This is a genomic window from Thioclava sp. F28-4, assembly GCF_002020045.1.
Classification (GTDB): domain Bacteria; phylum Pseudomonadota; class Alphaproteobacteria; order Rhodobacterales; family Rhodobacteraceae; genus Thioclava; species Thioclava sediminum.
Genome location: NZ_MPZQ01000004.1, coordinates 215,243 through 241,252 on the forward strand (window position 1 = coordinate 215,243; position 26,010 = coordinate 241,252).

Here is a 26,010-nt window from a genome sequence, read left to right on the forward strand (position 1 = left end):
ACGTGACAAGCGCGGATTGTCGCACGCCATTGCCGCAGCCCCTCTGCCCGGCTATCTCCACAGCCAAGCGCGACAGAGAAAAAGACCCCAAAATTCCTATGACAGACGCCACGACCGAAGCGCCGAAGCCGAAAGCCGTTCTGGCCCGTATCGCTCAGCCGGTGGCGGGAAAGTTGAAGCTCGCCGGATGGCTCGGCGTAGCCTCGGCGCTGATCTGGCCCGCGCAGGCCGCACTGATCGGGCTGGTGCTGGGCGATCTGGTCGCGCCCGGGGTAAGCCCCGCGCTTTCGCCGCTTGCCGGGGCCGCGGGTTTCGTGGCGCTGGCGCTCGTGCGGATCGTGCTCGACTGGATTTCGCAGAAGCTTTCCGCCGATGCCGCCGAGGTCGTGCTGCGCGAGAGCCGCGAGACACTGATCCGAAAGGCGCTGCGTCAAGCCAGCGGGGCCGCCGCGTTGTCGCCTGCGGAACTGGCCTCGCTCTCGGCGGAGAAGCTCGGCGCACTCGGTCCTTGGGCCACGCGCTACCAGCCCGCCTTCCTGCGCGCCCGGATCATCCCCCTCGCCTTCATCCTGCTCGCCGCCACGCAAAGCTGGGCGGTCGCGGGCATCTTGCTGATCGCGGGGCCGCTGATCCCGCTCTTCATGGCGCTTGTGGGCATGGCCGCGCAGGACGCCTCGGAAAAGCAGATGGTCGAGATCGGCTCTCTGAACCGCCTGCTGATCGACCGGATCGCCGCGATCACCGATCTGCGGCTTCTGGGCGCGGAGGCCCGCTCGCGCGCCGATCTTGAGACCAAATCCGAAGACCTCCGCGTCCGCACGATGGCGGTTCTGCGGGTGGCCTTCCTCTCCTCGACGCTTCTGGAACTGTTCGCCGCGATCGGCGTGGCGCTGGTCGCGGTCTATGTCGGCTTTTCGCTGATCGGCTGGATGAATTTCGGCACATGGGGCAGTAAGATGACCCCGGCCGAGGGGATTTTCCTGCTGATGATCGCGCCCGAGTTCTTCCAGCCGCTGCGCGATCTGGCAGCCGCGTGGCATGACCGGGCCGCCGCGCTCGCCGTGGCCTCCGAGCTGGAGACGACCGAGACTGCCATCGCCAAGGCCAACACGCTGATCGGCACCGGGGGCGAAGGCACGGCGCCGCAGCTTGGCGCGCTGCGTTGGCACGGTCTGCAAATTCGCCCCGGCGAGGCCTCCGATCCGATCCCTCTGCCCGATGGCGACATCGCGCCGGGCGAGGCGGTGGCGATCACCGGGCCGTCGGGCGCGGGCAAGACGACGCTTCTGACCGCGCTGGTCGGGCTGATCCATCCCGAGGCGGGGGAGATCACACTGGGCGACACCGCGCTGACCGAGCAAAACGCCGATGACTGGCGCGCGGCCTTCGGCTGGATTCCGCAAAGCCCGCGCTTTGCCGATGCGAGCCTGCGCGAGCTGATTACGCTGAACCGTCCCGGCGATCTCGATGCAGCGCTGGAGGCTGCGCAGGCCACCGAGGTCGTCGCGGGCCTTCCCGGCGGGCTCGACGCCCGGCTGGGCGATATGGGCGGCGGCGTCTCGGGTGGCGAGGCGCGGCGTCTGCTGATCGCGCGCGCCCATTACGCGGGTCGCCCGATCGTGCTGGCCGACGAACCGACCGCCGATCTCGATGCCGAGACGGGCGCCAAGGTGATCGCGGCGCTGCTGGCGCTGCGCGCCCACGGCACCACCTTGATCGTCGCGAGCCACGACCCCGCCCTCGTTGCCGCGATGGACCGCCAGATCGACTTGGAGGGCGCAGCATGAAGACCCTTCTGACCCTCACCGCCCGCCTGATCGCCGATCAGAAATGGGCCTTCAGCCGAGGCCTCGCGCTATCCTTCCTCGTGCTCGCAATGGGGGCGGCACTGCTCGGCCTGTCGGGCTGGTTCATCACCGCCTCGGCCTTGGCCGGGATCACGGGGCTGGGCCTCAACTTCAATTTCTTCACCCCCTCGGCAGGCGTGCGCGGTCTCGCGCTCGGTCGCGCTGTGTCGCGCTATGGCGAGCGGCTCTTGACCCATGACGCCACGCTGCGCGCGCTGGCCAAGCTGCGCATCGACCTGATGGATGGCGTCTCCCGCCGCCCGCATGAGGAACAGGCGCGGCTGCGCGGTGCGCAGGCGCTGAACCGGATCACCTCGGATGTGGATGCGCTGGACGGCGTGCTGCTGCGGCTGGTCATCCCCTTCCTCGCAGGCGGCATGGTGCAGATTGCGGCTCTTCTGATGCTGTGGTGGCTCGAAGGGCTGCCGATCGGGCTGGCGGTCTTCCTGATCTACCTGCTGGGCGGCGGGCTCGGGCTGATCTGGGTGGCCCGCGCCGCCCGCCACGATGCCCGCGCCGCCGAAACCGCGCTGCAAAACATCCGCCGCCGCGCGCTGGAGACGATGCGTGCGCGCGCCGATCTGGCCGTGGCCGGACAGTTGGAAACCGCCACAGCACAGACCTTGGCCGAGGTCGAGGCCGAGGCGCTGGCGCGGCGCAATCTCGAGGCGCTCGACCGGCGCGTGGGGGCCGTGATTTCGGCAACCACCGCGCTTGCCGGAGCCGCCGCTCTGGCTATCGCCGGGCAAATGGCGCTAACATGGCAGATCACGCCCGCCCGCGCCGCGATGGGCCTGTTCGTCGCGCTGGCGCTGGCCGAGTCGCTGATGCTGCTCCGTCGCGGCATGGCAGAAATCGGGCGGATGCAGGAAGCAGGCGCGCGGGTCATCGATCTGACCGATACGCCAGCACGCGCCCAGCCAGACGGCCACGCCCCCACCGATGCGGGCGCCCCGCTGATCGAGTCCCGCAACGTGGCCTTCACCCGTGCCAAGAGCGCCGCGCCGCTCTTTTCCGATCTGACCTTCAGCCTCGCGCGCGGTGAGACGGTGATGCTCGCCGGGCCTTCGGGCGCGGGGAAATCCACCGCGCTCGCCGTGCTGTCCGGCCTTCTCAAGTCTTCCGGTGGCGAGATCACGGTCAAAGGCCGCGCGCTGCCCGACTGGCCCGAGGGAGCGCTGCGCGATGTGCTCACCATGGTCCCGCAGCGCAGCCAGCTGATCGGCGGCACCATCGCCGAGAACCTCGCGCTCGCCCTGCCGCCCGAGGCGCAGCTCGATGAAGACGCGGCTTGGGCCGCGCTGCGCGCCGTCGCGCTCGATGAGGTGATCGCCGCGCGCGGTGGCCTTGAGGCACGGCTTGGCGAAGGCGGCACCGGTCTTTCGGGCGGCCAGACGAAACGCCTAGCGCTGGCCCGTGCGGCTTTGCGCCAGCCCGACATCCTGCTGCTGGATGAGCCCACCGAAGGGCTCGACGCGCCGACGGCCGCTGCGACTCTCTCCGGATTGCGCGCGCTTTTGCCCGACGCAGGCTTCCTTCTGGTGTCTCACCGTCAGCCCGATCAGAGCGCCGCCACGGGCACCATCGCGCTGAAATGACGCACGACCTGCGACAATAAGTCCTTAATTTTATGTGACATATTGTCGTTCACGGCTCTTCACACCTCCGTGCGACACATCGTCAATTTGATTTGGCTCAATGTCAGGCGCAGACCGCCCGCCCATAAGCTGCATCCAGGAATAATATTTCCGAGAAACTCGGCTTTTGGCGAGGTCGGGTGCAAGTAGGGAAACGGAGAACGAGAATGGATTTCGGGATCGTTGAGCTGTCACGGCTGCAATTTGCCATGACCGCCATGTATCACTTCCTCTTCGTGCCGCTGACGCTTGGTCTGTCGATCATCGTGGCGATCATGGAGACGGTCTATGTGATGACCAACCGCCCCATCTGGCGGCAAATGACCAAGTTCTGGGCCACGCTGTTCGGCATCAATTTCGTGCTGGGCGTGGCCACGGGCCTCACGATGGAATTCCAGTTCGGCATGAACTGGAGCTACTATTCGCACTATGTGGGTGACATCTTCGGCGCGCCGCTCGCCATCGAGGGCCTGATGGCCTTCTTCATGGAAGCGACCTTCGTCGGGTTGATGTTCTTCGGCTGGGAGAAACTCTCGCCGGTCAAGCACATGGTCGTCACCTGGCTCGTCGCCATCGGGTCGAACTTCTCGGCGCTCTGGATCCTCATCGCCAATGGCTGGATGCAGAACCCGGTCGGGGCGCATTTCAACCCGCTGACGATGCGGATGGAGATGACCTCCTTCTTCGACGTCGTGTTCAACCCCGTCGCGCAGGCCAAGTTCGTGCACACGGTGTCGGCAGGCTACGTCACGGCGGCTGTCTTCGTGATGGGCGTGTCGAGCTGGTACATGCTCAAGGGCCGTCATTTCGAACTCGCCCGCCGCTCTATCGCGGTCGCGGCCGCCTTCGGTCTCGCCTCGGCCCTGTCGGTCGTCATCCTCGGCGACGAGTCGGGCTACGAGACGACTCACAACCAGAAAATGAAGCTCGCCGCGATGGAAGCAATGTGGGAGACCGAACCGGCCCCCGCCTCCTTCACCCTCTTCGGCATCCCCGACCAGCAAGATCGCGAGACCAAATACGCGATCCACATCCCGTGGGTGATGGGCCTGATCGGCACCCGCTCGCTGACCGAGCAAATCACCGGGATCGACGAGCTCGTGAAAGGCTCGGAAGAGCGGATTCGCAACGGTATCGTCGCCTATGACGACCTGCTGAAGATCCGCGAAGCCAAGGGCGATGTCCCGCCCGAAGTCACCAAGCAGTTCAACGAAAACGTCGGCGATCTGGGCTACGCCTATCTGCTCAAACGCTACGTGGACGATCCGCGACAGGCGACCGATGCGCAGATCAAGATGGCCGCGGATGACACCGTGCCGACGGTCTGGCCGATCTTCTGGTCTTTCCGCCTGATGGTGGCGCTTGGCTTCTCCTTCATCGCGCTGATGGTCTACTTCTTCGTCGTCTCGAACTGGAAGGGCATGCAATATCCGCGTTGGGCGCTGCGTCTGGCCGTGATCGTCATCCCCGCCCCGTGGATCGCCGCGGAACTGGGCTGGTTCACCGCCGAGTTCGGACGCCAACCCTGGACGGTGGACGGCGTGTTGCCGACGGCACTCTCGGTCAGCCACCTGTCGGTGGGCGACCTACTGTTCACGCTGCTGGGCTTCGTGGCCTTCTACACCGTGCTCTTCGTCATCGAGATGGGCCTGATGATCAAATACATCAAAAAAGGCCCGTATCAGGATGTCGAGGTCACTCAAGAGTGGCTGCAGCGCCATGACGACCGCCTGTCCGGTCGCGACGGCAACGCCCCTGTCACCATGCCTGCGGAGTAAGAACCAATGATCCTCTATGAACTCATCCCCCTCGACGTTCTGCGCGTCATCTGGTGGCTGTTGCTGGGCGTCCTGCTGATCGGCTTCGCGCTCACCGACGGCTTCGATATGGGCGTGGGGGCCCTCCTGCCCTTCGTCGGCAAGACCGATAGCGAGCGCCGCGTGGCGATCAACACGGTCGGCCCGGTCTGGGAAGGCAACCAGGTCTGGTTCATCCTCGGCGGGGGCGCGATCTTCGCGGCCTGGCCACCGCTATACGCGGTGAGCTTCTCGGGGTTCTATCTCGCGATGTTCCTCGTGCTCGCGGCGTTGATCCTGCGCCCCGTCGGCTTCAAGTATCGCTCGAAGCGCGACTCGGCTGCTTGGCGCAACGGCTGGGACTGGGCGCTCTTCGTGGGCGGCGCGGTGCCGGCACTGATCTTCGGCGTGGCCGTGGGCAACGTGCTGCAAGGCGTGCCCTTCGAGCTCAACGACATGCTGATGCCGCTCTATCCGGGCAACTTCATCATGAAGCTGCTGGGCCTTCTGAACCCCTACGCGCTGCTTGCGGGCGTGGTGTCGCTGTCGATGCTGATGATGCATGGCGCGGCGTGGCTCTCGGTGAAGACCGAAGGCGCGGTGAAGGTTCGCGCGACCGAGATCGGCTCCGTTGCGGGCATGGTGGCCTTCGTGGCCTATATCCTCGCGGGGATCTGGCTCGCCTTCGGGATCAAGGGCTACCACATCACCTCGGTGGTGCCGGACAACGGCCCCTCCAACCCGCTCTTCTCGACGGTCGAGCATAGCGGGAGCTGGATGCAGGCCTATGCGGACCGCCCGTGGATCGCGATTGCGCCGATCCTCGGCCTCGCGGGTATCGCGATGGCGGTGCGGGGGCTGCGCGCCGGGCGCGAAGTCTCGACGCTGCTCTGGTCGAAATTGGGCATCTTCGGCGTGATCTCCTCGGTCGGCCTGACGATGTTCCCCTTCATCCTGCCGAGCTCGAAAATGCCCGACGCCTCGCTGACGGTCTGGGACGCTTCGTCCTCGCACCAGACGCTGTTCATCATGCTCGTCTGCGCGCTCATCTTCATGCCGCTCATCCTCGCCTATACCGCATGGGTCTATAAGGTCCTGTGGGGCAAGGTGACGGTCGAAGACGTCGAGCGCGACAGCCATACCGTTTACTAAGGAGACAGACAGATGTGGTATTTCGCATGGATCCTCGGGCTTCCGCTGGCCGCTTTGGTCGCCGTCGCCAACGCGATGTGGCTCGAGATGCAGAATGACTGCAAGATCGCCGGTGAGTGCAAGGACGACTGACCTTGCCCGGCAAACAAACGCGAAAGGCCGCCTTCGGGCGGCCTTTTTCATGGACGGATCGTGGACACAGCGCGACGCTAGGGCAATTCGCACGCACCGCTAGCGCAAACAGTCGAAAAGACGTGACGTTTCAGGGCCAAAACGAGGCGTTTTCCCCCTGTCCCTTCGCCCTTTGCTCTTGTAACAAAATTGCCGAATGAATCCGTTCGCCGCAATTTGGCGGACTACACAAGGGAGACACGCCATGAAGGTTCTCGTGCCTGTGAAGCGCGTGATCGACTATAACGTGAAAGCTCGCGTGAAAGCGGACGGAAGCGGTGTCGATCTCGCCAATGTCAAAATGTCGATGAACCCGTTCGACGAAATCGCTGTCGAAGAGGCGATCCGTCTGAAGGAGAAGGGCGCCGTCGAAGAGATCATCGCGGTCTCCATCGGCGTGAAGCAGGCGCAGGAAACCCTGCGCACCGCGCTCGCGATGGGGGCGGATCGTGCGATTCTCGTGGTCGCCGCCGATGACGTGCAGACCGATATCGAGCCGCTGGCCGTCGCCAAGATCCTCGCCAAGGTCGTCGAGGAAGAGCAACCCGGCATGGTGATCCTCGGCAAGCAGGCGATCGACAACGACATGAACGCGACGGGCCAGATGCTGGCGGCGCTTCTGGGCTGGGGTCAGGCGACCTTTGCCTCGGAAGTCGTGGTCGAGGGCGAGGCCGCGAAGGTCACCCGCGAAGTCGACGGCGGTCTGCAGACCATCGAGGTCAAGCTGCCCGCGATCGTCACCACCGACCTGCGTCTGAACGAGCCGCGCTACGCGTCGCTGCCGAACATCATGAAGGCGAAGAAGAAGCCGCTCGACGAGAAAACCGCCGACGACTACGGCGTCGACGTCTCGCCGCGCCTCGAAGTGGTGAAGACCACCGAGCCCGAAGCGCGTCAGGCTGGCGAAATGGTGCCGGATGTCGACACGCTGGTTGCGAAACTCAAAGAGAAGGGGGTCGTGTGATGGCCGTTCTGCTGCTGGGTGAAGTGAATGATGGCGAACTGTCGGTCGACGCGACCGCCAAGGCCGTCTCCGCCGCGAAATCGCTGGGCGATGTGACCGTGCTCTGCGCGGGTGCCTCGGCTGCTGCCGCGGGTGAAGCCGCCGCCAAGATCGACGGTGTCGCGAAGGTTCTCGTGGCCGAGGACCCGTCGCTGAGCCACCGTCTGGCGGAGCCGACCGCCGCGCTGATCGTGTCGCTCGCGGGCGATTATTCGCATATCGTGGCGCCTGCCACGACCGATGCGAAGAACGTGATGCCGCGCGTGGCAGCCCTTCTCGACGTGATGGTGATCTCGGATGTCTCCGGCGTCGTCGATGCCGACACGTTCGAGCGCCCGATCTACGCGGGGAACGCGATCCAGACCGTGAAATCGAAGGACGAGAAGAAGGTCATCACCTTCCGCACCTCGACCTTCGACGCCGCCGGCGAAGGCGGTTCGGCTTCGGTCGAGACCGTCGCCATGTCGGACGCGCCCGCTCTGTCGAGCTGGATCGAAGACAAGGTCGCCGAGAGCGATCGTCCGGAGCTGACCTCGGCGAAGATCGTCGTGTCGGGCGGCCGTGGCGTCGGCTCGGAAGAGGACTTCAAGGTGATCGAAGCACTGGCCGACAAGCTTGGCGCTGCTGTGGGTGCCTCGCGCGCCGCCGTCGACTCGGGCTTCGCACCGAACGACTGGCAGGTCGGTCAGACCGGCAAGGTCGTGGCCCCTGAGCTCTACATCGCCTGCGGCATCTCGGGTGCTATCCAGCACCTCGCCGGCATGAAGGACTCGAAGATCATCGTCGCGATCAACAAGGACGAAGAAGCGCCGATCTTCCAGGTCGCCGATTACGGCCTGGTCGCGGACCTCTTCGAGGCTGTTCCGGCGCTGACCGAGAAGCTCTGATCCTCGGAAGGGGCACTGCCCCCCGGGAGAGTTGAACCAATTAGAAAGGGCGGGGAATTTCCCCGCCCTTTCCTGTTAGAGAAATGGCTGCAGCGCAGGCGCGAGGGCCGCGGCGATCTCCTCATGCACCAGCGGCCCCGGCACCATTTCCGCCGCAGGCTCTTCCAGCGCGGAGAAATGCATCCCCGTCGTGCCCGCACTGCGCGCCGTCACCGAAGGCTCGACCCGCACGATATCGGCCACGAGCGGTCGCAACGTCTCCACCATCGCCTCCGTCACCATCAGCGGCTCGTGTCCGAGCGTGTCGCTATGCGCCGGATCGTGGAATTCGCCCAGCCACAGAAGCAGCTTGCGCCCCTTGATCTTGGCCAGAAGCGCGGTCATCCGCTGCAGCCACGCCTCCTGCAATTCGACCTCGAGCAAGGCGAATTTCTCGGGCTCGCGTTCTTTCAATGCGCTCAGCATGTGGCGGGTGAAATTGAACTCGGTGAAATCCACGCCGCGGAAGATCGAGCGCATCAGGCTCGACGCGCGCAGGAAGCGATCATTGCGACGCGGATGCACCGCATAGAAGCGGTTCGACATGTTCTGCGCGCCGAGCAACTGGATCACCGTGACCTTCGCGGCCTCCGATGCGGCGGCGAGTTGCGGCTCGTGCAGGAACACGTCGATCCCGGCATTCAGATAGCCGAAATTCACCACCGGCATCTCCAGCCGCGCCTCGAGCAGCGCGGGCCAGGGATGCTCCACGAATTTACCATAGGTCTCCGTCCCGCCCATCGCGGCGATGAAATCGCCTTGCAGCGCACGGCGCGGCCCGCGGAACAGCAGTTTGGATTTCCCGTATCTGCACGGGAAGTAATCGAGGGCGCCATCGCCCGTATATTCGAAAGCCATTTTCCCACCTCAGTCTGTGTTCGACTCACCCGAGGCCAGATTGCGCCCAAAATCTTGCCAAACGGCTAATGTTAAAATGATCTCAGCCCTGCGTTTCGCTTGCATGGACCGAGCGGAGAACTATGGTCAGGACGCAAAGCGTGAGAGGGAAAATTATGGCGATCGAGAAAGTGGGCATCGTGGGTGCAGGGCAGATGGGCAATGGCATCGCCCATGTCTTCGCGCTGGCCGGATATGACGTTCTGCTGAACGACATCAGCGAAGACGCGCTGACGAAGGCGCTCACCACGGTTACCAAGAACCTCGATCGACAGGTGTCGCGCGGCAAGATCTCGGAAGACGAGAAAAACACCGCGCTGAAGAAGATCACTACGACCACGAAACTGAGCGATCTGGGTCCGACCGATCTGGTGATCGAGGCCGCGACCGAGCGCGAGACGGTCAAGCAGGCGATCTTCGAAGACCTGCTTCCGCATCTCAAGCCGACGACGATCCTGACCTCGAACACCTCGTCGATCTCGATCACGCGGCTCGCCTCGCGCACCGACCGGCCCGAGAAATTCATGGGCTTCCACTTCATGAACCCGGTGCCAGTGATGCAACTGGTCGAGCTGATCCGCGGCATCGCGACCGATCAGGAAACCTACAAGGCGCTGCACGAAGTGGTGGAAAAGCTCGGCAAGACCGCCGCGTCTGCCGAAGATTTCCCGGCCTTCATCGTGAACCGCATCCTGATGCCGATGATCAACGAGGCGGTCTATACGCTTTATGAAGGCGTGGGGAACGTGCGCTCGATCGACGAGTCGATGAAGCTCGGTGCGAACCATCCGATGGGGCCGCTGGAGCTGGCCGATTTCATCGGGCTCGACACCTGCCTCGCGATCATGAACGTACTGCATGACGGTCTCGCCGACACCAAGTACCGCCCCTGCCCGCTTCTGACGAAATATGTCGAAGCCGGCTGGCTCGGCCGCAAAACCGGGCGCGGCTTCTACGACTATCGCGGCGAAGAGCCGGTGCCGACGCGCTGAAACGACGGACTCGAGGGGCCCTGCCCCTCGCGGCTTTGCCGCTCACCCCGGGATATTTTCCAAGAGCGAATACAAGATGGATCGACACCCGGCTCGGGCCGCGATTGCGGGGGAACCGGGTGTCTTCGCTCTTGCGGCCATCGGCGTCCCCGCCTGTGCCGCAAAGACAGACTGCCCCGAGTCTCGTTAAGACCGAGTAAGCGGCTTCGCTCTTTCAAAATATCCCGGGGGGCGGCGGAGCCGCGGGGGCAGAGCCCCCTCCACCAGTCGTCTTACAGCGCCAGCGTTTCCGCCCGCAGGTCCGCGAGGAACTTGCGCGGGTTCTGCAGCGCCTCGGCGATCTCTTCGGGCCGCTTCGCCGGACCGATCGCGGGGTTCTGCGGCTTGTTCAGCGCACGTTTGATCTCATAGAGCAGAAGCCCCTGCCGCACCGTCGCGCTCAGCTTGTTAGCGATCTGATAGGCGCGCGAATTCTGGCCCGGGAAGTGGATCGGCAGCACCGAGGCGTTCGACCGGGCGAGCATCTTCGCGGTGAAGGGGTTCCATTCCTGCTCGATCACCGGCCCCATCAGCGTTTCGGAATGCGCCACCTGCCCCGCCGGGAACAGAACCACCACGCCGCCGCGCTTGAGCTGCGCCATGCAGGCCGCGCGCATCTTGAGGCTGTCCTCGCGGGCATTGGGCTCGTGCGGGAAGGGCACGGGCAGCATGTATTGCTCGACCTCGGGAATCCCGGTCAGCAGAGAGCGGGTCAGGATCAGGAAATCGTCACGCACCTGACCGATCAGGTAGGCCAGCACCATCCCGTCCACCAGCCCGTGCGGGTGGTTGGCGACGACCACCAAGGGGCCCTCTTTCGGGATATGGGCGATCTGTTCGGGCGGCGTCGTGACATCGATCCCCATCACGTCGAGCGCCTGCGGCCAGAACTCGGCCCCGACCGGGGCGCCGCGTTTCTCGAACTTGCGGATCAGATGCAGAAGCTGCGCCTTCGCGGTCAGCCATTCCAGGGTGCGGATCGTGCCGACCTTGAACGGATTGGAAAACGTACCCGCATAGGACAGACGGCGCTTGTCATAGGGTCGCGATACCGCTTGCGCGGCGTCGATTGCGATGTCGCTCTCTTGGTTCATTGGGCGAACCCTCTCGCTGGGTGCGGAGCGTCACATACCTTCGCCGAACTTGTCGGCCACCAATGCCTGAAGCGCATCGGCGAGCTTTTCTGCCTCGGCCCCGCTTGTCGTCACTTCAATAGTGGTTCCACGCGAAGCTGCCAACATCAAAAGCCCCATGATCGAGTCGCCAGAGACCGACTGGCCGTCCTTCGCCACCGTCGCACGGGCGTCATGATCCTCGACAACCTCGACGAAACGGGCAGAGGCGCGCGCATGCAGGCCCTTCTCGTTCACGATCTCCAACTCGCGGGTCACGGACATTTCACCACTCCCGCTTGGGCATTGTAACTATTAATATATTTTCGCCCCGCATCGAGCGCGGCCTCGACCGCGGCATGGACCGCGAGGCTGCGCGATTTCGCCAGCTTGATCAGCAGCGGCAGGTTCGCACCGTAGATGATTTCGCGGTCTCGCGCCTCGCAGGCCATCAGCGACAGGTTGGACGGAGAGCCGCCGAACATGTCGGTCACAACCACGACACCGGTGCCGTCATCGACCGCATCTGCGGCGGCGCGAATCTCCGCCTGCTTGCCCGCGCGGTCGTGATCGTCCTCGATCGTGATGGCACGAATGCCGCGCTGCGGGCCCACGACATGCTCTATAGCGGCGAGATATTCGCGCGCCAGACCACCATGTGCCACGATCACGATACCGATCACGCGCCCGACCTCACCTTCGTTTCTTCGTTCTCGGCATGGCCGAGACGCTCCAATTCCCTATGACGTTTAGACACGCGCCACCCTGCTTCCGCAAGCGCTTTGGCGATGCTCTCGGTCATTGCAACCGAGCGGTGTTGCCCCCCGGTACACCCGAAGCCGACCGAGAGGTAAGCCTTGCCCTCCGCGACATAGGCGGGAAGCAGGAACAACAGCAGATCGAGCACGCGCTGGTGGAACTCCGCAAAGCGGGGATCGGCGGCGACATAATCGGCGACCGCCGCGTCGCGCCCGTCAAGCGCGCGCAGCTCCGGCTCCCAATGGGGATTGGCGAGGAAGCGGCAATCGAACATCAGATCGAGCCCGCGCTGCACCCCGCGTTTGTAGCTGAAGGAATTCACCGTGACCGAGAGCGCCTCGGTGCGGCCCGTGTCAAAGAAGCGCCCGACCTCGGCGCGCAGATCATGCGGGCTCATCTCGGAGCTGTCGATCAGGACATCGGCGCGCATCCGGATCGGCGAGAGCAGGTCCATCTCCTGCGCGATCCCTGCGCCGGGGTCTTCCTCGGGCGACAGCGGATGGCGGCGGCGCGTCTCGGAGTAGCGCCGTTCGAGTACTTCGGGGCGCGCATCGAGATAGAGCAGGTCGAGATGCAGGTCCGGGCGCTTGGTCAGCATATCGACCAGTTCGATCAGCGCCGCGGCCGAGAAATCGCGCCCGCGTACATCTACGCCAAGCGCGACCGGGCCGGTCAGATGCCCCTTGAGAAGGCGCGGCACGAGACTCAGCGGCAGGTTGACGATCGGCTCGTAGCCCAGATCCTCCAAAGCGCCGATTGCGGTGGTGCGGCCCGCACCTGACGGGCCGGTCACCAGCACGACGCGCTGGCCAGCCTGTGCCCATACCGGATCGGATCGGGTCACGCCCATCGGCCCCCTTTCAGCCATTGCAAGATTGCCACATCAAGATGACCATGCTGCACGCGCAGCACAAGGGGCAGATTGACCTCCAACACCCTGTCTTTTCGACAGGTTGGCAGGCGTTCGACCTCTTCTCGATCAAGATCGACCAGCAAGGTGATGCGGGCCTGCGACAGGTGATCGGCGCGCAGGATACCCACGCCACGCGCCTCGATCCGGCCCGCGATCGCCTCCGGTGCGCTTGCGATCAGCGCCCCATTTTCGGCGCGCAGGTCGACCCGGTCATCGGCGACGAGTGACGCCCCCAGCGCCATCAACCGCAACGCGAGAAGCGACTTGCCACTGCCAGAGGCTCCACGAATGAGAACGCCGCGCTCGGGGTCGAGCGCGACGGCACTGGCATGGAGATTGGTCGAGAGGTCGTCCGACCCGGTCATTCAGCTTACCGGCAGGCCCACGACGAAACGCGCGCCCAGAGGATCGGAGGTCCGGTCGGCATCGGTGGGGCGGATATTCTCGGCCCAGATCACGCCGCCATGGGCTTCGACGATCTGCTTGGAGATCGCGAGGCCAAGACCCGAGTGATCGCCAAACTGCCCCTCGGGACGCTCCGAATAGAACCGCTTGAAGACCTTGGTCAGCGCCTCTTCGGGAATGCCCGGCCCGGTATCCTCGACCACGACCAGCACACGATTGTCGCGCTGGCGTGCCCAGACCCGCACCGCGTCGCCCTCTTCGCAGAACGAGGTCGCATTGGTGATGAGGTTCACGAAGACCTGCGCCAGACGCGCTTCCAGCCCCGAGATGACCACAGATTGCGACGGCAGGTCGGTAATGAAATCGACGCCCTTCTCGCGCGCCTGCTGCCCGAGGAATTCGCTGAGATTCGACACCATCTTGATCAGGTCGAACCGCTCTTCCTCTTCTTTCACCAGCTCGGAATCGAGCCGCGATGCATTGGAAATGTCACTCACAAGACGATCCAGTCTGCGCACGTCGTGATCGATGACTTCCAGAAGGCGGGTGCGCTGCTCCTCCTTCTTGACCATATGCAGCGAGGCCACGGCAGAGCGCAGACTGGCCAGCGGGTTCTTGATCTCGTGGGCGACGTCGGCGGCGAACTGTTCGTTCGCATCGATGCGTTCGTAAAGCGCGCCGACCATGCCGCGCATTGCGCCCGACAATCGTCCGATCTCGTCAGGTCGCGCGGTCAGGTCGGGGATGCGCACCCGGGCGGGCGCCATCTTGCGCGCGTTCTTGTCGCGCCCGATTTCGGCAGCGGCGGCAAGATCGGAAAGCGGGTTGGCGATGGTCGAGGCCAGCACCAGCGACAGCCCGATCGAGACGATGATCGCGATCACGAACATCTGCAGCACCTGCTCGCGCTCGACACGGACCAGCGCGTCGATCTGCCCCGCGACGGAGATCAGTCCGACCACGCCCACGACGCGATCGCCCTGCCGGATCGGGGTGGCGACGGCGAAGATGGTCTCGCCGGCGGCGTTCTTCTGCGAGGCGATCTTGGTGCGGCCGTCCAGCGCCGTGGGCACCAGATCTCGCACCATGTCGAGCGCGCTATCGGCGGCGGTGCCGCCACCGCGCTCGAACAGACCCGCGACCGAGTCCCAGATCTGACCGAGAAAATCGCTGAGCACGGTGGAGCGCTTGTCGAAATTGAGCCCGTCGACCTCTTCGACCGGCGCGCGGTCGCCCGTGGTCGTCGTGCCGAGCAGCGCCGCACTGGGATCGAACAGGTAGAGATCGGCGCCTTCGGGCAGCTCCATCCCGCGGATCGTCGCGAGCGGGTCGAGCCCGTCACCGGCGGCCAGATTGACCGGAGCCCCCGCCGGAAGCTGCGCCTCGAACACGTCTGCGGCCAGTTGCGCCTCGTTCACCAGCCCGCCTTCGCGCTGCAGCACGAGGCTGTCACGAAACGGGTTGAGGTAGAGCACGCCGGTCACCAGCACGATCATCGCCAACAGGTTGAAGGTGATGATCTTGCGCGCCAGCGGCGAGCGGTTGAGCGAGAACATCGACCGCCGCGCCCGACCCTTGCGCAGATCGTCGTCGACGATATCGGCCGGGCCGATCCAATCCTCGCCGAGCACGACTTCCGTTTCCGGCGCGCGACGGGCGAAGTTTGAGGAGCGCTTTCGAGCCAATCCGATCTTCCCGGCAATACTCATCTACGTAGCATCACTCTTCGTTATACCGGTATCCGATGCCGTAGAGTGTCTCGATCGCCGTGAAATCATCATCGACGCTGCGCATCTTCTTGCGCAGGCGCTTGATGTGGCTGTCGATCGTGCGGTCGTCGACATAGACCTGATCGTCGTAAGCCACGTCCATCAGCTGATCGCGCGATTTCACGAAACCGGGCCGCTGCGCGAGCGCCTGAAGCAGCAGGAATTCGGTCACGGTCAGCGTGACGTCCTTGCTCTTCCAGGTCACCGCGTGGCGCAGCGGGTCCATCTCGAGCGAGCCGCGCACCATTACCTTGGTGTCTTCGGTCGAGGCGACCTCGCCGGTCGAGATCGCTTCCTGCCGGCGCAGCAGCGCGCGGATGCGTTCGACCAGAAGACGCTGCGAGAACGGCTTCTTGACGTAATCGTCCGCGCCCATGCGCAGGCCCAGAACCTCGTCGATTTCGTCGTCTTTGGAGGTCAGGAAGATCACCGGCATCGCGGTCTTCTGGCGAAGCCGCTGCAGCAGCTCCATGCCGTCCATTCGCGGCATCTTTATATCCAGAACCGCCATGTCCGGGAGACGCTTGGTGAACGCGTCGAATGCAGCCTGTCCATCGTTATACGTTTCGACATCGTAACCTTCCGCCTCGAGCGTCATCGAGACAGAGGTCAGAATATTGCGGTCGTCGTCGACCAGCGCGATTCTCGACATGTCGGAATATCCCTTCACTGCTACTTTATAGTTATTACACGCATATTCCGCGTTCGTTGCCTTCAAATCAACAAAAAGCTGCGAATCACCAAGGTTTCGCGAATCATCAGAGCCAGAATTTCCGAACCTTTGACTAATTTGCCTCACCTTTCCGCGACATTTCGCCGTGATTGCGCTAAACCTAGAAATGGTTGCGCTAACTCCCCCTATCCATTCTGTTCCTTCGCAAAATTGTCATGCTATAGGCGATCCATCCGGGTAACATTGTTGCTCGGATCGGCGCTTCGAGGCCCCGACGCGCCGGGAATAACCCTGTGAACGCCGCGCGACGGCATCGGGAGCATCAGATGGACATTGGACGCGTTAACCCCGCGAAACGGCTGGAAGATCAAGGCATCGAAGGTCTCGGGAATGTCTATTACAACCTGCTGGAACCGGCGCTGATCCAAGAAGCGATCAAGCGCAACGAAGGTACGCTCGGCAAGGGTGGCGCCTTCTACTGCACCACCGGGAAACACACGGGCCGGTCGCCCAAAGACAAGTTCGTCGTGCGCACCGCCTCGGTCGAAGACAGCATCTGGTGGGAGAACAACTCCCCGATGGAGCCCGAAGCCTTCGACCGCCTCTATGCCGACATGCTGGAGCATATGAAGGGCAAGGATTACTTCGTCGAGGACCTCTTCGGCGGTGCCGATCCCGAGCATCGTCTCGACGTGCGCCTCGTGGCGGAGATGGCTTGGCACGGGCTGTTCCTGCGCACCATGCTGCGCCGCCCCGAGCGCGAGGAGCTCGACGCGTTCAACCCGGAATGGACGATCATCAACTGCCCGAGCTTCAAGGCCGATCCCGAGAAGCACGGCTGTCGCTCGGAAACCGTGATCGCACTGAACTTCGAGAAGAAGACGATCCTGATCGGCAACACCGCCTATGCGGGTGAGAACAAGAAGGGCGTCTTCACCCTTCTCAACTACATCCTGCCCGGCGAAGGCATCATGGCGATGCACTGCTCGGCCAACCACGCGATCGACGATCCCGACGATGCGGCGGTCTTCTTCGGCCTCTCTGGCACCGGCAAGACGACGCTCTCGGCCGATCCCTCGCGCATCCTCGTGGGCGATGACGAGCATGGCTGGTCGCATAACGGCATCTTCAACTTCGAAGGCGGCTGCTACGCCAAGACGATCAACCTGTCGAAAGAAGCCGAGCCGGAGATCTACAACACCTGCTCCATGTTCGGCACCGTGGTCGAGAACATGGTGTTCGACGAGGAGACGCTGGAGCTGGACTTCAACGACAACTCGATCACCGACAACATGCGCTGCGCCTATCCGCTGCACTACATCCCGAACGCCTCGGATACCGCGATGGCGGGCCAGCCCAAGAACGTGATCATGCTGACCTGCGACGCCTTCGGTGTCCTGCCGCCCATCGCGCGGCTGACCCCGGCGCAGGCGATGTATCACTTCCTGTCGGGCTTCACCTCGAAGACCCCGGGCACCGAGGTCGGCGTGGTCGAGCCGCTCCCGACCTTCTCGACCTGCTTCGGCGCGCCCTTCATGCCGCGTCGCCCCGAGGTCTATGGCAAGCTGCTTCAAGAGAAGATCCGCAACACCGGCGCGTCGTGCTGGCTGGTGAACACCGGCTGGACCGGCGGCGCTTTCGGCACCGGCTCGCGGATGCCGATCCGGGCGACCCGTGCGCTGCTGAAAGCCGCGCTCGACGGCTCGCTGCATGACGTGCAGTTCCGCAAGGATCCCAACTTCGGCTTCGAGGTTCCGGTCTCGGTCCCGAACGTCTCGGACGTGCTTCTGGACCCGCGCCGCACCTGGGACGACGCGGCGGCCTATGATGCGCAGGCGCAGAAGCTGGTGGAGATGTTCTCGGACAACTTCGCGCAATACGTGCCCTATATCGACGACGACGTGAAAGCCGCGGCAATCGGCTGATCCGCTGAACCCGGAACACGAGATTTTTAAGAAGGCCGGCGATCACGTCGGCCTTTTTCATGTGCGACGCCCACTTTCCTAAACCCTTGAACCGCCTACATGATGCCAGCCATGAAACTGGAACTGCTTCATATTCTGGGCTTCGCCCTGATCGCCGGCCTCATCGCGCTGGCCGGTCTGACGCTGATCGTCGCACGGCTGTCGCATCGGCGTCCGAAAGGCCCGTTCCCCAAGTCCCATATGCAGCTCGCCCCCGAAACCGGGCGCTTCGCGATGGCGTTGCAGAACCGGCTCGCTGGAATTGAGACAAAGAGCGCGGTCCAGCTGCTTGCCGATCCGCTCGACGCGCTGGCGGCGCGGCTGGAACTGATCGACGCGGCGGAGGTCTCGCTCGATCTGCAATATTACATCTGGCAGAACGACACGGCGGGCGCGATCATGCTCGGCGCGCTGCGCAAGGCGGCCAAGCGCGGGGTCCGTGTCCGGCTGCTGATCGACGATAACGGCACGGCGGGGATGGACCGCACGCTGGCCGCGCTCGACCAGTTGCCCAATGTCGACGTGCGCCTGTTCAACCCCTTCCCGATCCGGACCGCGCGCTTCCTGGGTTACCTGTCCGATTTCCGCCGCCTGAACCGCCGGATGCACAACAAGGCGATGATCGCGGATGGGCGGATGGCGATCCTAGGCGGGCGCAATATCGGCGACGACTATTTCAACAGCCTCTCCGAGAGCGGGCTCTACATGGATCTCGACGTCGCCGTCGCGGGTCCGGTTCTGGCGCAGATCGGCAAGCAGTTCGACCTGTATTGGAACGCGCCCCCCGCGATCCCTGCGGAAAAGATGCTGGGCGACTGCGAGGCGAAGGAGGCCGAGACCATCATCAAGACCGAAGAGGTCCGCCTCTCGGAGCCCGAGGCGAAGCGTTATGCGGACGACCTGCAGCATCCCGACCGGACGTCGCGGCTGCTGTCGGGCAAGGCGCGGGTGATCTTCGCCGAGGCGCAGCTGATCTACGACCACCCGTCGAAAATCCGCGGGCTTTTGCAGGGACGCAAACTGCTCTGGCAATATCTGGTGCGCGCCTTGGGGCAGCCGCTGGAAGAACTGGTGCTGGTCACGCCCTACCTCGTGCCGACGCGGACCGGGGTGCGCTATCTCAAGCGGATCGCGAAGTCCGGGGCGACGATCAAGGTGCTGACGAATTCCTATGCCGCGACCGATGTGGCGCTGGTCCATTCCGGCTATGCGCATCGCCGTAAGGGGCTGTTGCGCGCGGGCATCGAGCTTTACGAATACGCAGCCGACGCCGAAGACCGCCGCCCGAGTGAGCGCAACCGGCGCGAGCGGCTGCTGGGCTCCGATATTCGCGGCACCTCTCCGTTCTCGCGCAACAAGCTGCATGCCAAGGTCTTCGCGGTGGATCGCGCGCGGGTCTTCATCGGCTCGTTCAACTTCGATCCGCGCTCTATGCGGCTCAATACAGAGCTGGGCATCGTGATCGACGCGCCCGAGATCGCGACGGAAATCTCCGAGACCTTCAAGGAATTCATCCCCGCCCGCGCCTGGCGGCTGCGGCTGACACGGACCCAGCGGCTGCGCTGGTCGCGCCCCGGGCACGGCGTGCGCAAGCGCGAGCCGGGCGTGCCCTTCTCGCACCGCATCTTCCTTTGGATCGCGCAGCGCCTGCCGATCGAGTGGATGCTGTAAGCCTCAGCTCTTGCGCGTGCGTTTCACCTTGCGCGCGACCGCCTTCTTCTTGGCGGCGTCGCGGGCCGGTTTGCGCGGCCCCTTGCCGGGCCCTTTGCGCGGCGGGCGCGTACCGGGACGGCGGCCCTTGCGGCGCTTGCCGTCGCCCGAAGGCATCCCCTGCCCTTCGACTTCCAGCAGCTCCAGCATCAGCCCGCCGGTGATCGGCACGGCCTCCGACAGCCGCACCCGGACGCGCTGGCCGATGGTGATGACCATCCCGGTATCCGAGCCCACCAGCTCCTGCGCCTCGCGGTCGAAATGGAAGAATTCGCGCCCGATCTCGCGGATCGGGATGAGCCCGTCCGCGCCGGTCTCGTCGAGCTTCACGAAAGCGCCGAATTTCTGCACGCCCGAAATCCGCCCGGTGAACTCGCTGCCCACCCGGTCCGACAGGTAGGCGGCCAGATAGCGGTCGGTCGTGTCGCGTTCGGCCACCATCGAGCGACGCTCGGTGTCGGAAATCTGCTTCGCGGTGTCTTCGAGGTTCTCAATATCCCACGCGCTCAACCCGTCTTTGCCCCAGCCATGGCCGAGGATCAGCGCGCGGTGCACGATCAGGTCGGAATAGCGCCGGATCGGTGAGGTGAAATGCGCATAGGAGCGCAGTGCGAGGCCGAAATGCCCGTAGTTCGTCGGCGCGTAATAGGCCTGCGTCATCGAACGCAGCGTCGATATATTGATCAGTTCGTCGAACTCGGAGCCCTCGGACTGGCTGAGCAGGTTGTTCAGATGCGCGGTCTGCAGCACCTGCCCCTTCGCGAGGTTGAAGCCCGAGGCCTGCGCCACTTCGCGCAAGGCTTCGATCTTCTCGAGACTCGGTTCCTCGTGAACACGATACAGCAGCGGACGGCGCAGCTTTTCCAGTTCCTCGGCGGCGGCCACATTGGCCAGCACCATGAACTCCTCGATCAGCTTATGCGCATCGAGCCGCTCCTTGAACCGGATCGAGGCGACATGGCCATCGTCGCCGATCACGATCTGCCGCTCGGGCAGGTCCAGCTCCAGCGGCTGACGGATCGCGCGGGCATGTTTGAGCGCCTCGTAAGCCTCGTAGATCGGGTCGATGATCTCCTCGACCATATCCTCGGTCTTCTCGTCCGGATTGCCGTCGCGCGCCGACTGCACCTGCCCGTATTCGAGCGAGCCGACCGAGCGGATCATCCCGCGCGTGAAGCGGTGGCTGACCTTGCGGCCCTGCGCGTCGATCTTCATCCGCACCGCCAGCACCGCGCGATCCACGTTCTCGTGCAGAGAGCACAGATCGCCTGACAGACGATCCGGCAGCATCGGCACGACGCGGTCGGGGAAATAGGTGGAGTTGCCGCGCTTGCGCGCCTCGCGGTCCAGCTCGGAGCCCGGGGTCACGTAATGCGCCACATCGGCAATCGCGACCCAGATCAGGAAGCCGCCCTCGTTCTTCGGATCGTCATCGCGGATCACCAACACCGCATCGTCGCGGTCGCGCGCATCCGCCGGGTCGATCGTGACGAAAGACAGCTTGCGCAGGTCTTCGCGATCCCCCAAGGGCGCGGGCTCTGCGGCATCGGCCTCGGCCACGACCGCATCGGGGAAATCGTCGGGGATGCCATGTTGGTGGATCGCGATGAGCGAGACCGCCTTCGGCGCGGACGGATCGCCCAGCACCTCGATCACGCGCGCCTTGGGCAGCCCCATGCGGCCGCGCGGCCCGGTCTGTTCGGCCTCGACCAGCTCGCCATCCTTGGCGCCCTGCGTGACCGCCGCCGGCACTTGCCATTCATTGCCGACCCCCTTGTCGATCGGCATGATCCGCCCGCCCTCGGCATTCTTGCGGAAGATGCCGACGATGCGATGCGAGGCCTGCCCGATCTTGCGGATCAGCCGCGCCTCGTAGCCGTAATCCTCATCCTCGACCGGGGTCAGGCGGCCGAGGATACGGTCGCCCTCGGCCAGCGTGGGATCGCCGTCCTTCGGAACGAAGAGCACAAGCGGCGCAGGCCCGTCACCGGTCCATTCCGCAGGCTCGGCCCATTGGTCGCCCTGACTATCCTCGCGCATCACACGCAGCACGGACACCGGCGGCAGCACGTTGGGATCGCGGAAATTGCGGCGGCGCTTCTCGATCAGGCCTTCCTCGGCCATGTCCTTGAGAATGCGCTTCAGCTCGATCTTCGCCTGCCCCTTCACACCGAAGGCCCGCGCGATATCGCGCTTGGCCCCTTGGTCGGGGTTGTCGTTCAGCCAGTCGAGGATTTGCTGGCGCGAGGGGATGGGGGCAGGTTTGCTCATGGGTTTGCCTAACATGGGGCGTGAGGGGCGTCACTCAAAGAGTGTTGCGCTAATTCTGGGTCTCGAGGGGCGCTGCCCTCGCGTGCGCAGGCGCGCATGGCTTAGGCGGAGGGGGCTCTGCCCCCGCGCTGACGCGCCCCCCGGGATACTTGGATCAAGAGGAAGCTCAGAGCGGTTTTTCCATATCGCGATGCGGGATGCCCGCGTCGTCGTAATCCGCGCCGTAGGGCACGAAGCCGAGCTTCTCGTAGAACGGGATCGCGTAGCTCTGGGCCGAGAGATAGGCACGGGTGCAGCCCATCTCCTCGAACCGTTCGCAGGCGTCGTGCACCAGCGCCGCGCCAAGCCCGGTGCCACGCGCGGATTTCGCCACGCAGATGCGACCGATCTTGCCGGTCTCACCCTTGCGGATCAGCCGCGCGGTGCCGAGCGGCGTGCCATCCTCGCTGGCCAGAAGATGGACCGCCTGATCGTCGAGATCGTCCCATTCCTCGGGCTCCGGGATGCCCTGTTCTTCGATAAACACGGCGCGGCGCAGCGCGTGGCAGGGCGTGTAATCGGTGACCGGCTCGATCTTGATCATGCGAAATAGTCTCTCAATATGCGGGCATAGACGCGCGTGAGCGCTTCGATCTGATCGAGCGGCACGCGCTCGTCCACCTGATGCATCGTCGCGCCGACGAGGCCGAATTCCACGACCGGGCAGTGATCCTTCACGAAGCGCGCATCCGAGGTGCCGCCCGAGGTGGACAGCTCCGGCGCGCGGCCCGTTTCCGCCTGGACCGATTTCGCGACGAGATCGACGAAGGGACCGGGCGGCGTGACAAAGCTCTCGCCCGAGATATCGGGGTTGAGCGCGATACGGATGCCGGTCTCGGCGGCGATCTCGGAGGCCATCGCCTCGGCCCAGGCGATCAGCCCCTCGCCGGTATGCGCATCGTTGAAGCGGATATTCACGGTCGCGCGCGCCTTGGCCGGGATCACGTTATTGGCCGGGTTGCCGCAATCGATGGTGGTGATCTGCAGGCTCGACGGCTGGAAATGATCGGTGCCATTGTCAAGCGGCTCTGCGGTCATCCGGCCCAGCAGATCGACCAGCGCATGCAGCGGGTTCTTCGCGCGATGCGGATAGGCGGCATGACCCTGCACGCCCTCGGCCTCGATGTAGAAGCTGAGCGAGCCACGCCGCCCGATCTTCATCATCTCGCCCATCTCATTGGGGCAGGTCGGCTCGCCCACGAGGCAGACCGACATCGCCTCGCCCTCGGCCTTCATCCAATCCAGAAGCGCCCGCGTGCCGTCGCGGCCCGGCCCTTCCTCGTCGCCGGTGATGGCGAGGATCACCGCGCCGCCGGGCGGCGTCTCGGTCACGAAATCCACCGCTGCCGCTGCGAAGGCCGCCACGGCGGTCTTCATGTCGGTCGCTCCGCGCCCCCACATCACGCCATCGACGATCTCGGCGCCGAAGGGATCATGCGTCCAGGCGGCGGCATCGCCCACCGGCACGACATCCGTGTGCCCGTTGAAGCCGAAGCTTTTCGCCGCCCCCTTCGCGCCCCAGCGCGCGTAGAGGTTCGGCGTGCCATTGCGATCGACGCGCGTGCAGGTGAAACCCGCCCCGCTCAGCAAGCCTTCCAGCAACACAAGCGCGCCACCCTCCTCTGGGGTCACCGAGGGGCAGCGGATCAGATCGGCGCTCAGGCGGATGGGATCGGTCGTCATGGGCACTCCTTTTCAGCGCTACAGGCTTAGAGCGCCGAGGCCCTCGGGGCAATGGCTGTTGCAGGCTCGACACCGGGCGCAAGTGACGCGGAGACAGGGGCTACCCAAAGGCAGGTCGCGGTGTCATGATATGTCAAAAGCAAAAGCCCGAAATCGGGCATATCGAGCAGGGCAAAGCCCGTAGTCAGACGCAAAAGACCCATGCGCGGCCCATTCAGGCGGCGCGCGTTTTCCGTGTCGGCTTCCCCGGGCGCGGAGACAGGCATGGGATCACGGCAGCATTCGGAGCGTCGCGGATGAGGGCGCAACAGGGCTGGATCGGTGCGCAGATCGCGCATCGCGGCGCGGTCAGGTTCGACGAGCGCAGATTGCCGGAGCTGCTCGCACGGGGCAGCCTGATGCTGGAATTCACCCTGATGCGCGGCGAGCAATCGCCCCTGCCATTGATCCATCTGCATCAGCGCGAAGGCTGGCGGAATTTCCTCTCGCTCAATCTCGATGTCGACGGGCGCATCGTGCTGGCGCAGCGGCGCGGCTCGGCGGTCCATGCGATCTCGATCGACGCTACGCAGGAGCGGCTGACCGGTGGGCGGATGCGGCTCATTTGGCGCTGGGACGGGCCGGGACGCGAGAGCCTGCTGACGCTGGAGGCGCTCGATCAGCGCACGATCCGGCAGCAGGCGGGCGTGGCCCCGCTGCCGCTGACCCGTGACGAGGCCGCCGCCCTGCTCGATCCGGCGGGGCCCGCGCGGATCGGGCCGCGCGTCGACTGGCTGGCGCTTGGCGATCATCTGCAACCGATGGGACCGGCGGGCTGTTTCGCCCCCGCGACCCCGATCCAGACGCCGGAGGGCGCGGTGCCTGCCGCGCGGCTTCGCGAAGGCGATCTGGTCGAGACCATCGATGCCGGACCGCAGCCGGTGCTCTGGTCGGGCCGGGTCAGCCTCCCTGCGATCGGGCACCTGCGTCCGGTGAAGCTCTGTGCGCCGGTCTTCTCGGCGCGGCAGGATCTGTGGGTCATGCCGCAGCACCGCGTGGCGCTGAGCGGGCCGTCGGTGGATTTCATCTTCGGCGAGGACGAGGTGCTGATCGAGGCGCGCTCGCTGGCCGACGGCTGCGCCGCGCTGCAACCCGATTGCCCGGGCATTCTGGAATGGCACGGGCTGCTGCTGGGCGGCCATCACCTGCTGATGGCGGATGGCTGCAAGCTGGAGAGCCTGCATATTGGGCGGCTCGCCCGGCAACCGCTTCTGGCGGCGACGACGGCCTTTGCGGGGCTTGTGCGCGAGGGCGGGGTGCCGCTCCATCGCAAGCCGGTGCGCAAGATCGTCTCGGGCTATGAGGCGAAGACGCTGGCCTCCGCCCGCCGTCAGGGGCTGCGCCCCTTCGTGGCTTAACCCATCAGCGCACGGCGCAGCAGGTTCAGCCCGGCCACGCCCAGCAGGATCAGCGTCCACCACCGGAAACGCTCCGGGTCGAGCCGGTCCTGCGCCTTGAAGCCCAACTTCATCCCCGCCAGCGCGGGCAGGATCATCAGAAGCGACAGCGGGATCGTCTGCGCGTTCAGCACGCCCGAGACCAGATGCGAGCCGGTCAGGATGATCGCCCCGGTCAGGAAGACGACGCCGAGGATGCGCACGGCCTCCTGTTTCGGCGCGTCGATCGAGATCAGGTAGATGATCAGCGGCGGCCCCCAGATCCCGGAAATTCCGCCATAGAGCCCCGCGACGATGCCCAGCCCCGTCTCGGTCACCGCGCGGTGGCGCGTGGGCATCGGGATCTGCCGTCCCGAGATCTGCCAGATCGAGAAGGCGACGATCGGCCCGCCCAAGAGCGCGTACATCACCGGCTGCGGGATCACGTCGACGAGGGTCGCGCTGATCGGGATGAAGACGATGATCATTGCGATGAACAGCCGGTAATTCTTGATCGAGCCCACCGCCGCGCCGACTCCCTGACGGAAGGCCTGCATCACGTTGGTCACCAGCGTCGGCAGGATCAAAAGCGCCAGTGCCTGATGCGGCGGCAGGAAGGACGCGAAGCTCGACAGCATGATCATCGGCATCGCGAAACCGACCGCGCCTTTCACGAAACCTGCGAAAAGCGTGACGCCAAGCGCCGCGAATATTTGCCAAACTTCCATCCCGAACATGCGCGTTCCCTTCTGTGTCCCGCGTCGCTTCTACCGGGTTACGCCGCGGGATGCAGCCGTGAAGCGACGTGAAATGAGGCGGATACCCGACCGCGCCGAC

The 26,010-nt window shown here is 64.7% G+C and carries 23 protein-coding genes; 11 read left to right on the forward strand and 12 right to left on the reverse strand.

The annotated features are described in order from the left end of the window. Nucleotides 1-98: 98 nt before the first annotated feature. The 7 genes from cydD to BMI87_RS11130 all read left to right on the forward strand — a co-directional run bounded on the left by cydD (nucleotide 99) and on the right by BMI87_RS11130 (nucleotide 8,493). Nucleotides 99-1,787 (forward strand): thiol reductant ABC exporter subunit CydD, encoded by a 1,689-nt coding sequence (gene cydD / locus BMI87_RS11100; RefSeq protein WP_078521421.1) that lies wholly within the window; start codon nucleotides 99-101, stop codon nucleotides 1,785-1,787. Continuing rightward, nucleotides 1,784-3,445: an amino acid ABC transporter ATP-binding/permease protein gene (locus tag BMI87_RS11105; RefSeq protein ID WP_078521422.1), complete on the forward strand. Its 1,662-nt coding sequence runs from the start codon at nucleotides 1,784-1,786 to the stop codon at nucleotides 3,443-3,445. The genes cydD and BMI87_RS11105 overlap by 4 nt, the downstream gene beginning before the upstream one ends. Before the next feature lie 206 nt (nucleotides 3,446-3,651). Then, nucleotides 3,652-5,262: a cytochrome ubiquinol oxidase subunit I gene (locus tag BMI87_RS11110; protein ID WP_078521424.1), complete on the forward strand. Its 1,611-nt coding sequence runs from the start codon at nucleotides 3,652-3,654 to the stop codon at nucleotides 5,260-5,262. A gap of 6 nt (nucleotides 5,263-5,268) precedes the next feature. Next, complete coding sequence (cydB, locus tag BMI87_RS11115; RefSeq protein ID WP_078521426.1) at nucleotides 5,269-6,432, forward strand: cytochrome d ubiquinol oxidase subunit II; 1,164 nt, start codon at nucleotides 5,269-5,271, stop codon at nucleotides 6,430-6,432. 12 nt (nucleotides 6,433-6,444) lie between these two features. After that, a complete protein-coding gene (gene cydX / locus BMI87_RS11120; protein WP_078521427.1) occupies nucleotides 6,445-6,564 on the forward strand; it encodes a cytochrome bd-I oxidase subunit CydX in 120 nt (39 codons plus the stop codon). Between the two features lie 244 nt (nucleotides 6,565-6,808). Next, complete coding sequence (locus tag BMI87_RS11125) at nucleotides 6,809-7,567, forward strand: electron transfer flavoprotein subunit beta/FixA family protein (RefSeq protein WP_078521428.1); 759 nt, start codon at nucleotides 6,809-6,811, stop codon at nucleotides 7,565-7,567. Next, complete coding sequence (locus BMI87_RS11130; protein WP_078521430.1) at nucleotides 7,567-8,493, forward strand: electron transfer flavoprotein subunit alpha/FixB family protein; 927 nt, start codon at nucleotides 7,567-7,569, stop codon at nucleotides 8,491-8,493. The genes BMI87_RS11125 and BMI87_RS11130 overlap by 1 nt, the downstream gene beginning before the upstream one ends. A gap of 75 nt (nucleotides 8,494-8,568) precedes the next feature. Here the strand turns inward: BMI87_RS11130 and BMI87_RS11135 are convergent, their stop codons facing one another. Then, nucleotides 8,569-9,390 carry a DUF6473 family protein gene (locus BMI87_RS11135; RefSeq protein ID WP_078521432.1) on the reverse strand — a complete coding sequence of 274 codons (822 nt, stop codon included), beginning with the start codon at nucleotides 9,388-9,390 and terminating at the stop codon, nucleotides 8,569-8,571. Between the two features lie 155 nt (nucleotides 9,391-9,545). Between BMI87_RS11135 and BMI87_RS11140 the strand changes: the two genes are divergently transcribed. Then, nucleotides 9,546-10,421, forward strand: a complete 876-nt coding sequence (locus BMI87_RS11140; RefSeq protein WP_078521434.1) for a 3-hydroxybutyryl-CoA dehydrogenase — start codon at nucleotides 9,546-9,548, stop codon at nucleotides 10,419-10,421. Nucleotides 10,422-10,693: 272 nt separating this feature from the next. On the opposite strand, the gene BMI87_RS11145 is transcribed toward BMI87_RS11140, so the two are convergent. The 7 genes from BMI87_RS11145 to BMI87_RS11175 are packed head-to-tail and all read right to left on the reverse strand — an operon-like array spanning nucleotide 10,694 to nucleotide 16,070. Then, the gene (locus BMI87_RS11145) at nucleotides 10,694-11,554 is read right to left on the reverse strand and encodes a lysophospholipid acyltransferase family protein (RefSeq protein WP_078521436.1); all 861 of its coding nucleotides are present in this window, start codon (nucleotides 11,552-11,554) and stop codon (nucleotides 10,694-10,696) included. Between the two features lie 30 nt (nucleotides 11,555-11,584). Next, complete coding sequence (locus tag BMI87_RS11150; RefSeq protein ID WP_075776868.1) at nucleotides 11,585-11,857, reverse strand: HPr family phosphocarrier protein; 273 nt, start codon at nucleotides 11,855-11,857, stop codon at nucleotides 11,585-11,587. Beyond that, a complete protein-coding gene (locus tag BMI87_RS11155) occupies nucleotides 11,848-12,255 on the reverse strand; it encodes a PTS sugar transporter subunit IIA (RefSeq protein WP_075776867.1) in 408 nt (135 codons plus the stop codon). Before BMI87_RS11155 ends, BMI87_RS11150 begins: the two co-directional genes overlap by 10 nt. Beyond that, nucleotides 12,252-13,181 (reverse strand): RNase adapter RapZ, encoded by a 930-nt coding sequence (rapZ, locus tag BMI87_RS11160; RefSeq protein ID WP_078521438.1) that lies wholly within the window; start codon nucleotides 13,179-13,181, stop codon nucleotides 12,252-12,254. The genes BMI87_RS11155 and rapZ overlap by 4 nt, the downstream gene beginning before the upstream one ends. Next, nucleotides 13,172-13,609 (reverse strand): HPr kinase/phosphorylase, encoded by a 438-nt coding sequence (locus BMI87_RS11165; protein ID WP_078521440.1) that lies wholly within the window; start codon nucleotides 13,607-13,609, stop codon nucleotides 13,172-13,174. The genes rapZ and BMI87_RS11165 overlap by 10 nt, the downstream gene beginning before the upstream one ends. Further along, nucleotides 13,610-15,358, reverse strand: a complete 1,749-nt coding sequence (locus BMI87_RS11170; RefSeq protein ID WP_078521442.1) for a sensor histidine kinase — start codon at nucleotides 15,356-15,358, stop codon at nucleotides 13,610-13,612. 10 nt (nucleotides 15,359-15,368) lie between these two features. Next, nucleotides 15,369-16,070, reverse strand: a complete 702-nt coding sequence (locus BMI87_RS11175) for a response regulator transcription factor (protein ID WP_078521444.1) — start codon at nucleotides 16,068-16,070, stop codon at nucleotides 15,369-15,371. A 347-nt stretch (nucleotides 16,071-16,417) separates the two neighbouring features. Here BMI87_RS11175 and BMI87_RS11180 point away from each other — a divergent pair, with 347 nt between their 5' ends. Together BMI87_RS11180 and BMI87_RS11185 are read left to right on the forward strand one after the other, a co-directional pair. Further along, nucleotides 16,418-18,016: a phosphoenolpyruvate carboxykinase gene (locus BMI87_RS11180; protein WP_078521446.1), complete on the forward strand. Its 1,599-nt coding sequence runs from the start codon at nucleotides 16,418-16,420 to the stop codon at nucleotides 18,014-18,016. A 111-nt stretch (nucleotides 18,017-18,127) separates the two neighbouring features. Continuing rightward, nucleotides 18,128-19,726: a phosphatidylserine/phosphatidylglycerophosphate/cardiolipin synthase family protein gene (locus BMI87_RS11185; protein WP_168175202.1), complete on the forward strand. Its 1,599-nt coding sequence runs from the start codon at nucleotides 18,128-18,130 to the stop codon at nucleotides 19,724-19,726. Nucleotides 19,727-19,729: 3 nt separating this feature from the next. Here the strand turns inward: BMI87_RS11185 and rnr are convergent, their stop codons facing one another. The 3 genes from rnr to dapE form a co-directional block, all read right to left on the reverse strand. Continuing rightward, the gene (gene rnr, locus BMI87_RS11190; protein ID WP_078521450.1) at nucleotides 19,730-22,036 is read right to left on the reverse strand and encodes a ribonuclease R; all 2,307 of its coding nucleotides are present in this window, start codon (nucleotides 22,034-22,036) and stop codon (nucleotides 19,730-19,732) included. 166 nt (nucleotides 22,037-22,202) lie between these two features. After that, entirely contained in the window at nucleotides 22,203-22,616 is a 414-nt protein-coding gene (locus tag BMI87_RS11195; RefSeq protein ID WP_371326883.1) for a GNAT family N-acetyltransferase, read from the reverse strand. Beyond that, entirely contained in the window at nucleotides 22,616-23,758 is a 1,143-nt protein-coding gene (dapE, locus tag BMI87_RS11200; protein WP_078521454.1) for a succinyl-diaminopimelate desuccinylase, read from the reverse strand. The genes BMI87_RS11195 and dapE overlap by 1 nt, the downstream gene beginning before the upstream one ends. 296 nt (nucleotides 23,759-24,054) lie before the next feature. Here dapE and BMI87_RS11205 point away from each other — a divergent pair, with 296 nt between their 5' ends. Continuing rightward, complete coding sequence (locus BMI87_RS11205) at nucleotides 24,055-25,155, forward strand: Hint domain-containing protein (RefSeq protein ID WP_078571202.1); 1,101 nt, start codon at nucleotides 24,055-24,057, stop codon at nucleotides 25,153-25,155. On the opposite strand, the gene BMI87_RS11210 is transcribed toward BMI87_RS11205, so the two are convergent. After that, nucleotides 25,152-25,910 carry a sulfite exporter TauE/SafE family protein gene (locus BMI87_RS11210; protein ID WP_078521458.1) on the reverse strand — a complete coding sequence of 253 codons (759 nt, stop codon included), beginning with the start codon at nucleotides 25,908-25,910 and terminating at the stop codon, nucleotides 25,152-25,154. The two genes, BMI87_RS11205 and BMI87_RS11210, sit on opposite strands and share 4 nt — an antisense overlap. Nucleotides 25,911-26,010: the final 100 nt, after the last annotated feature.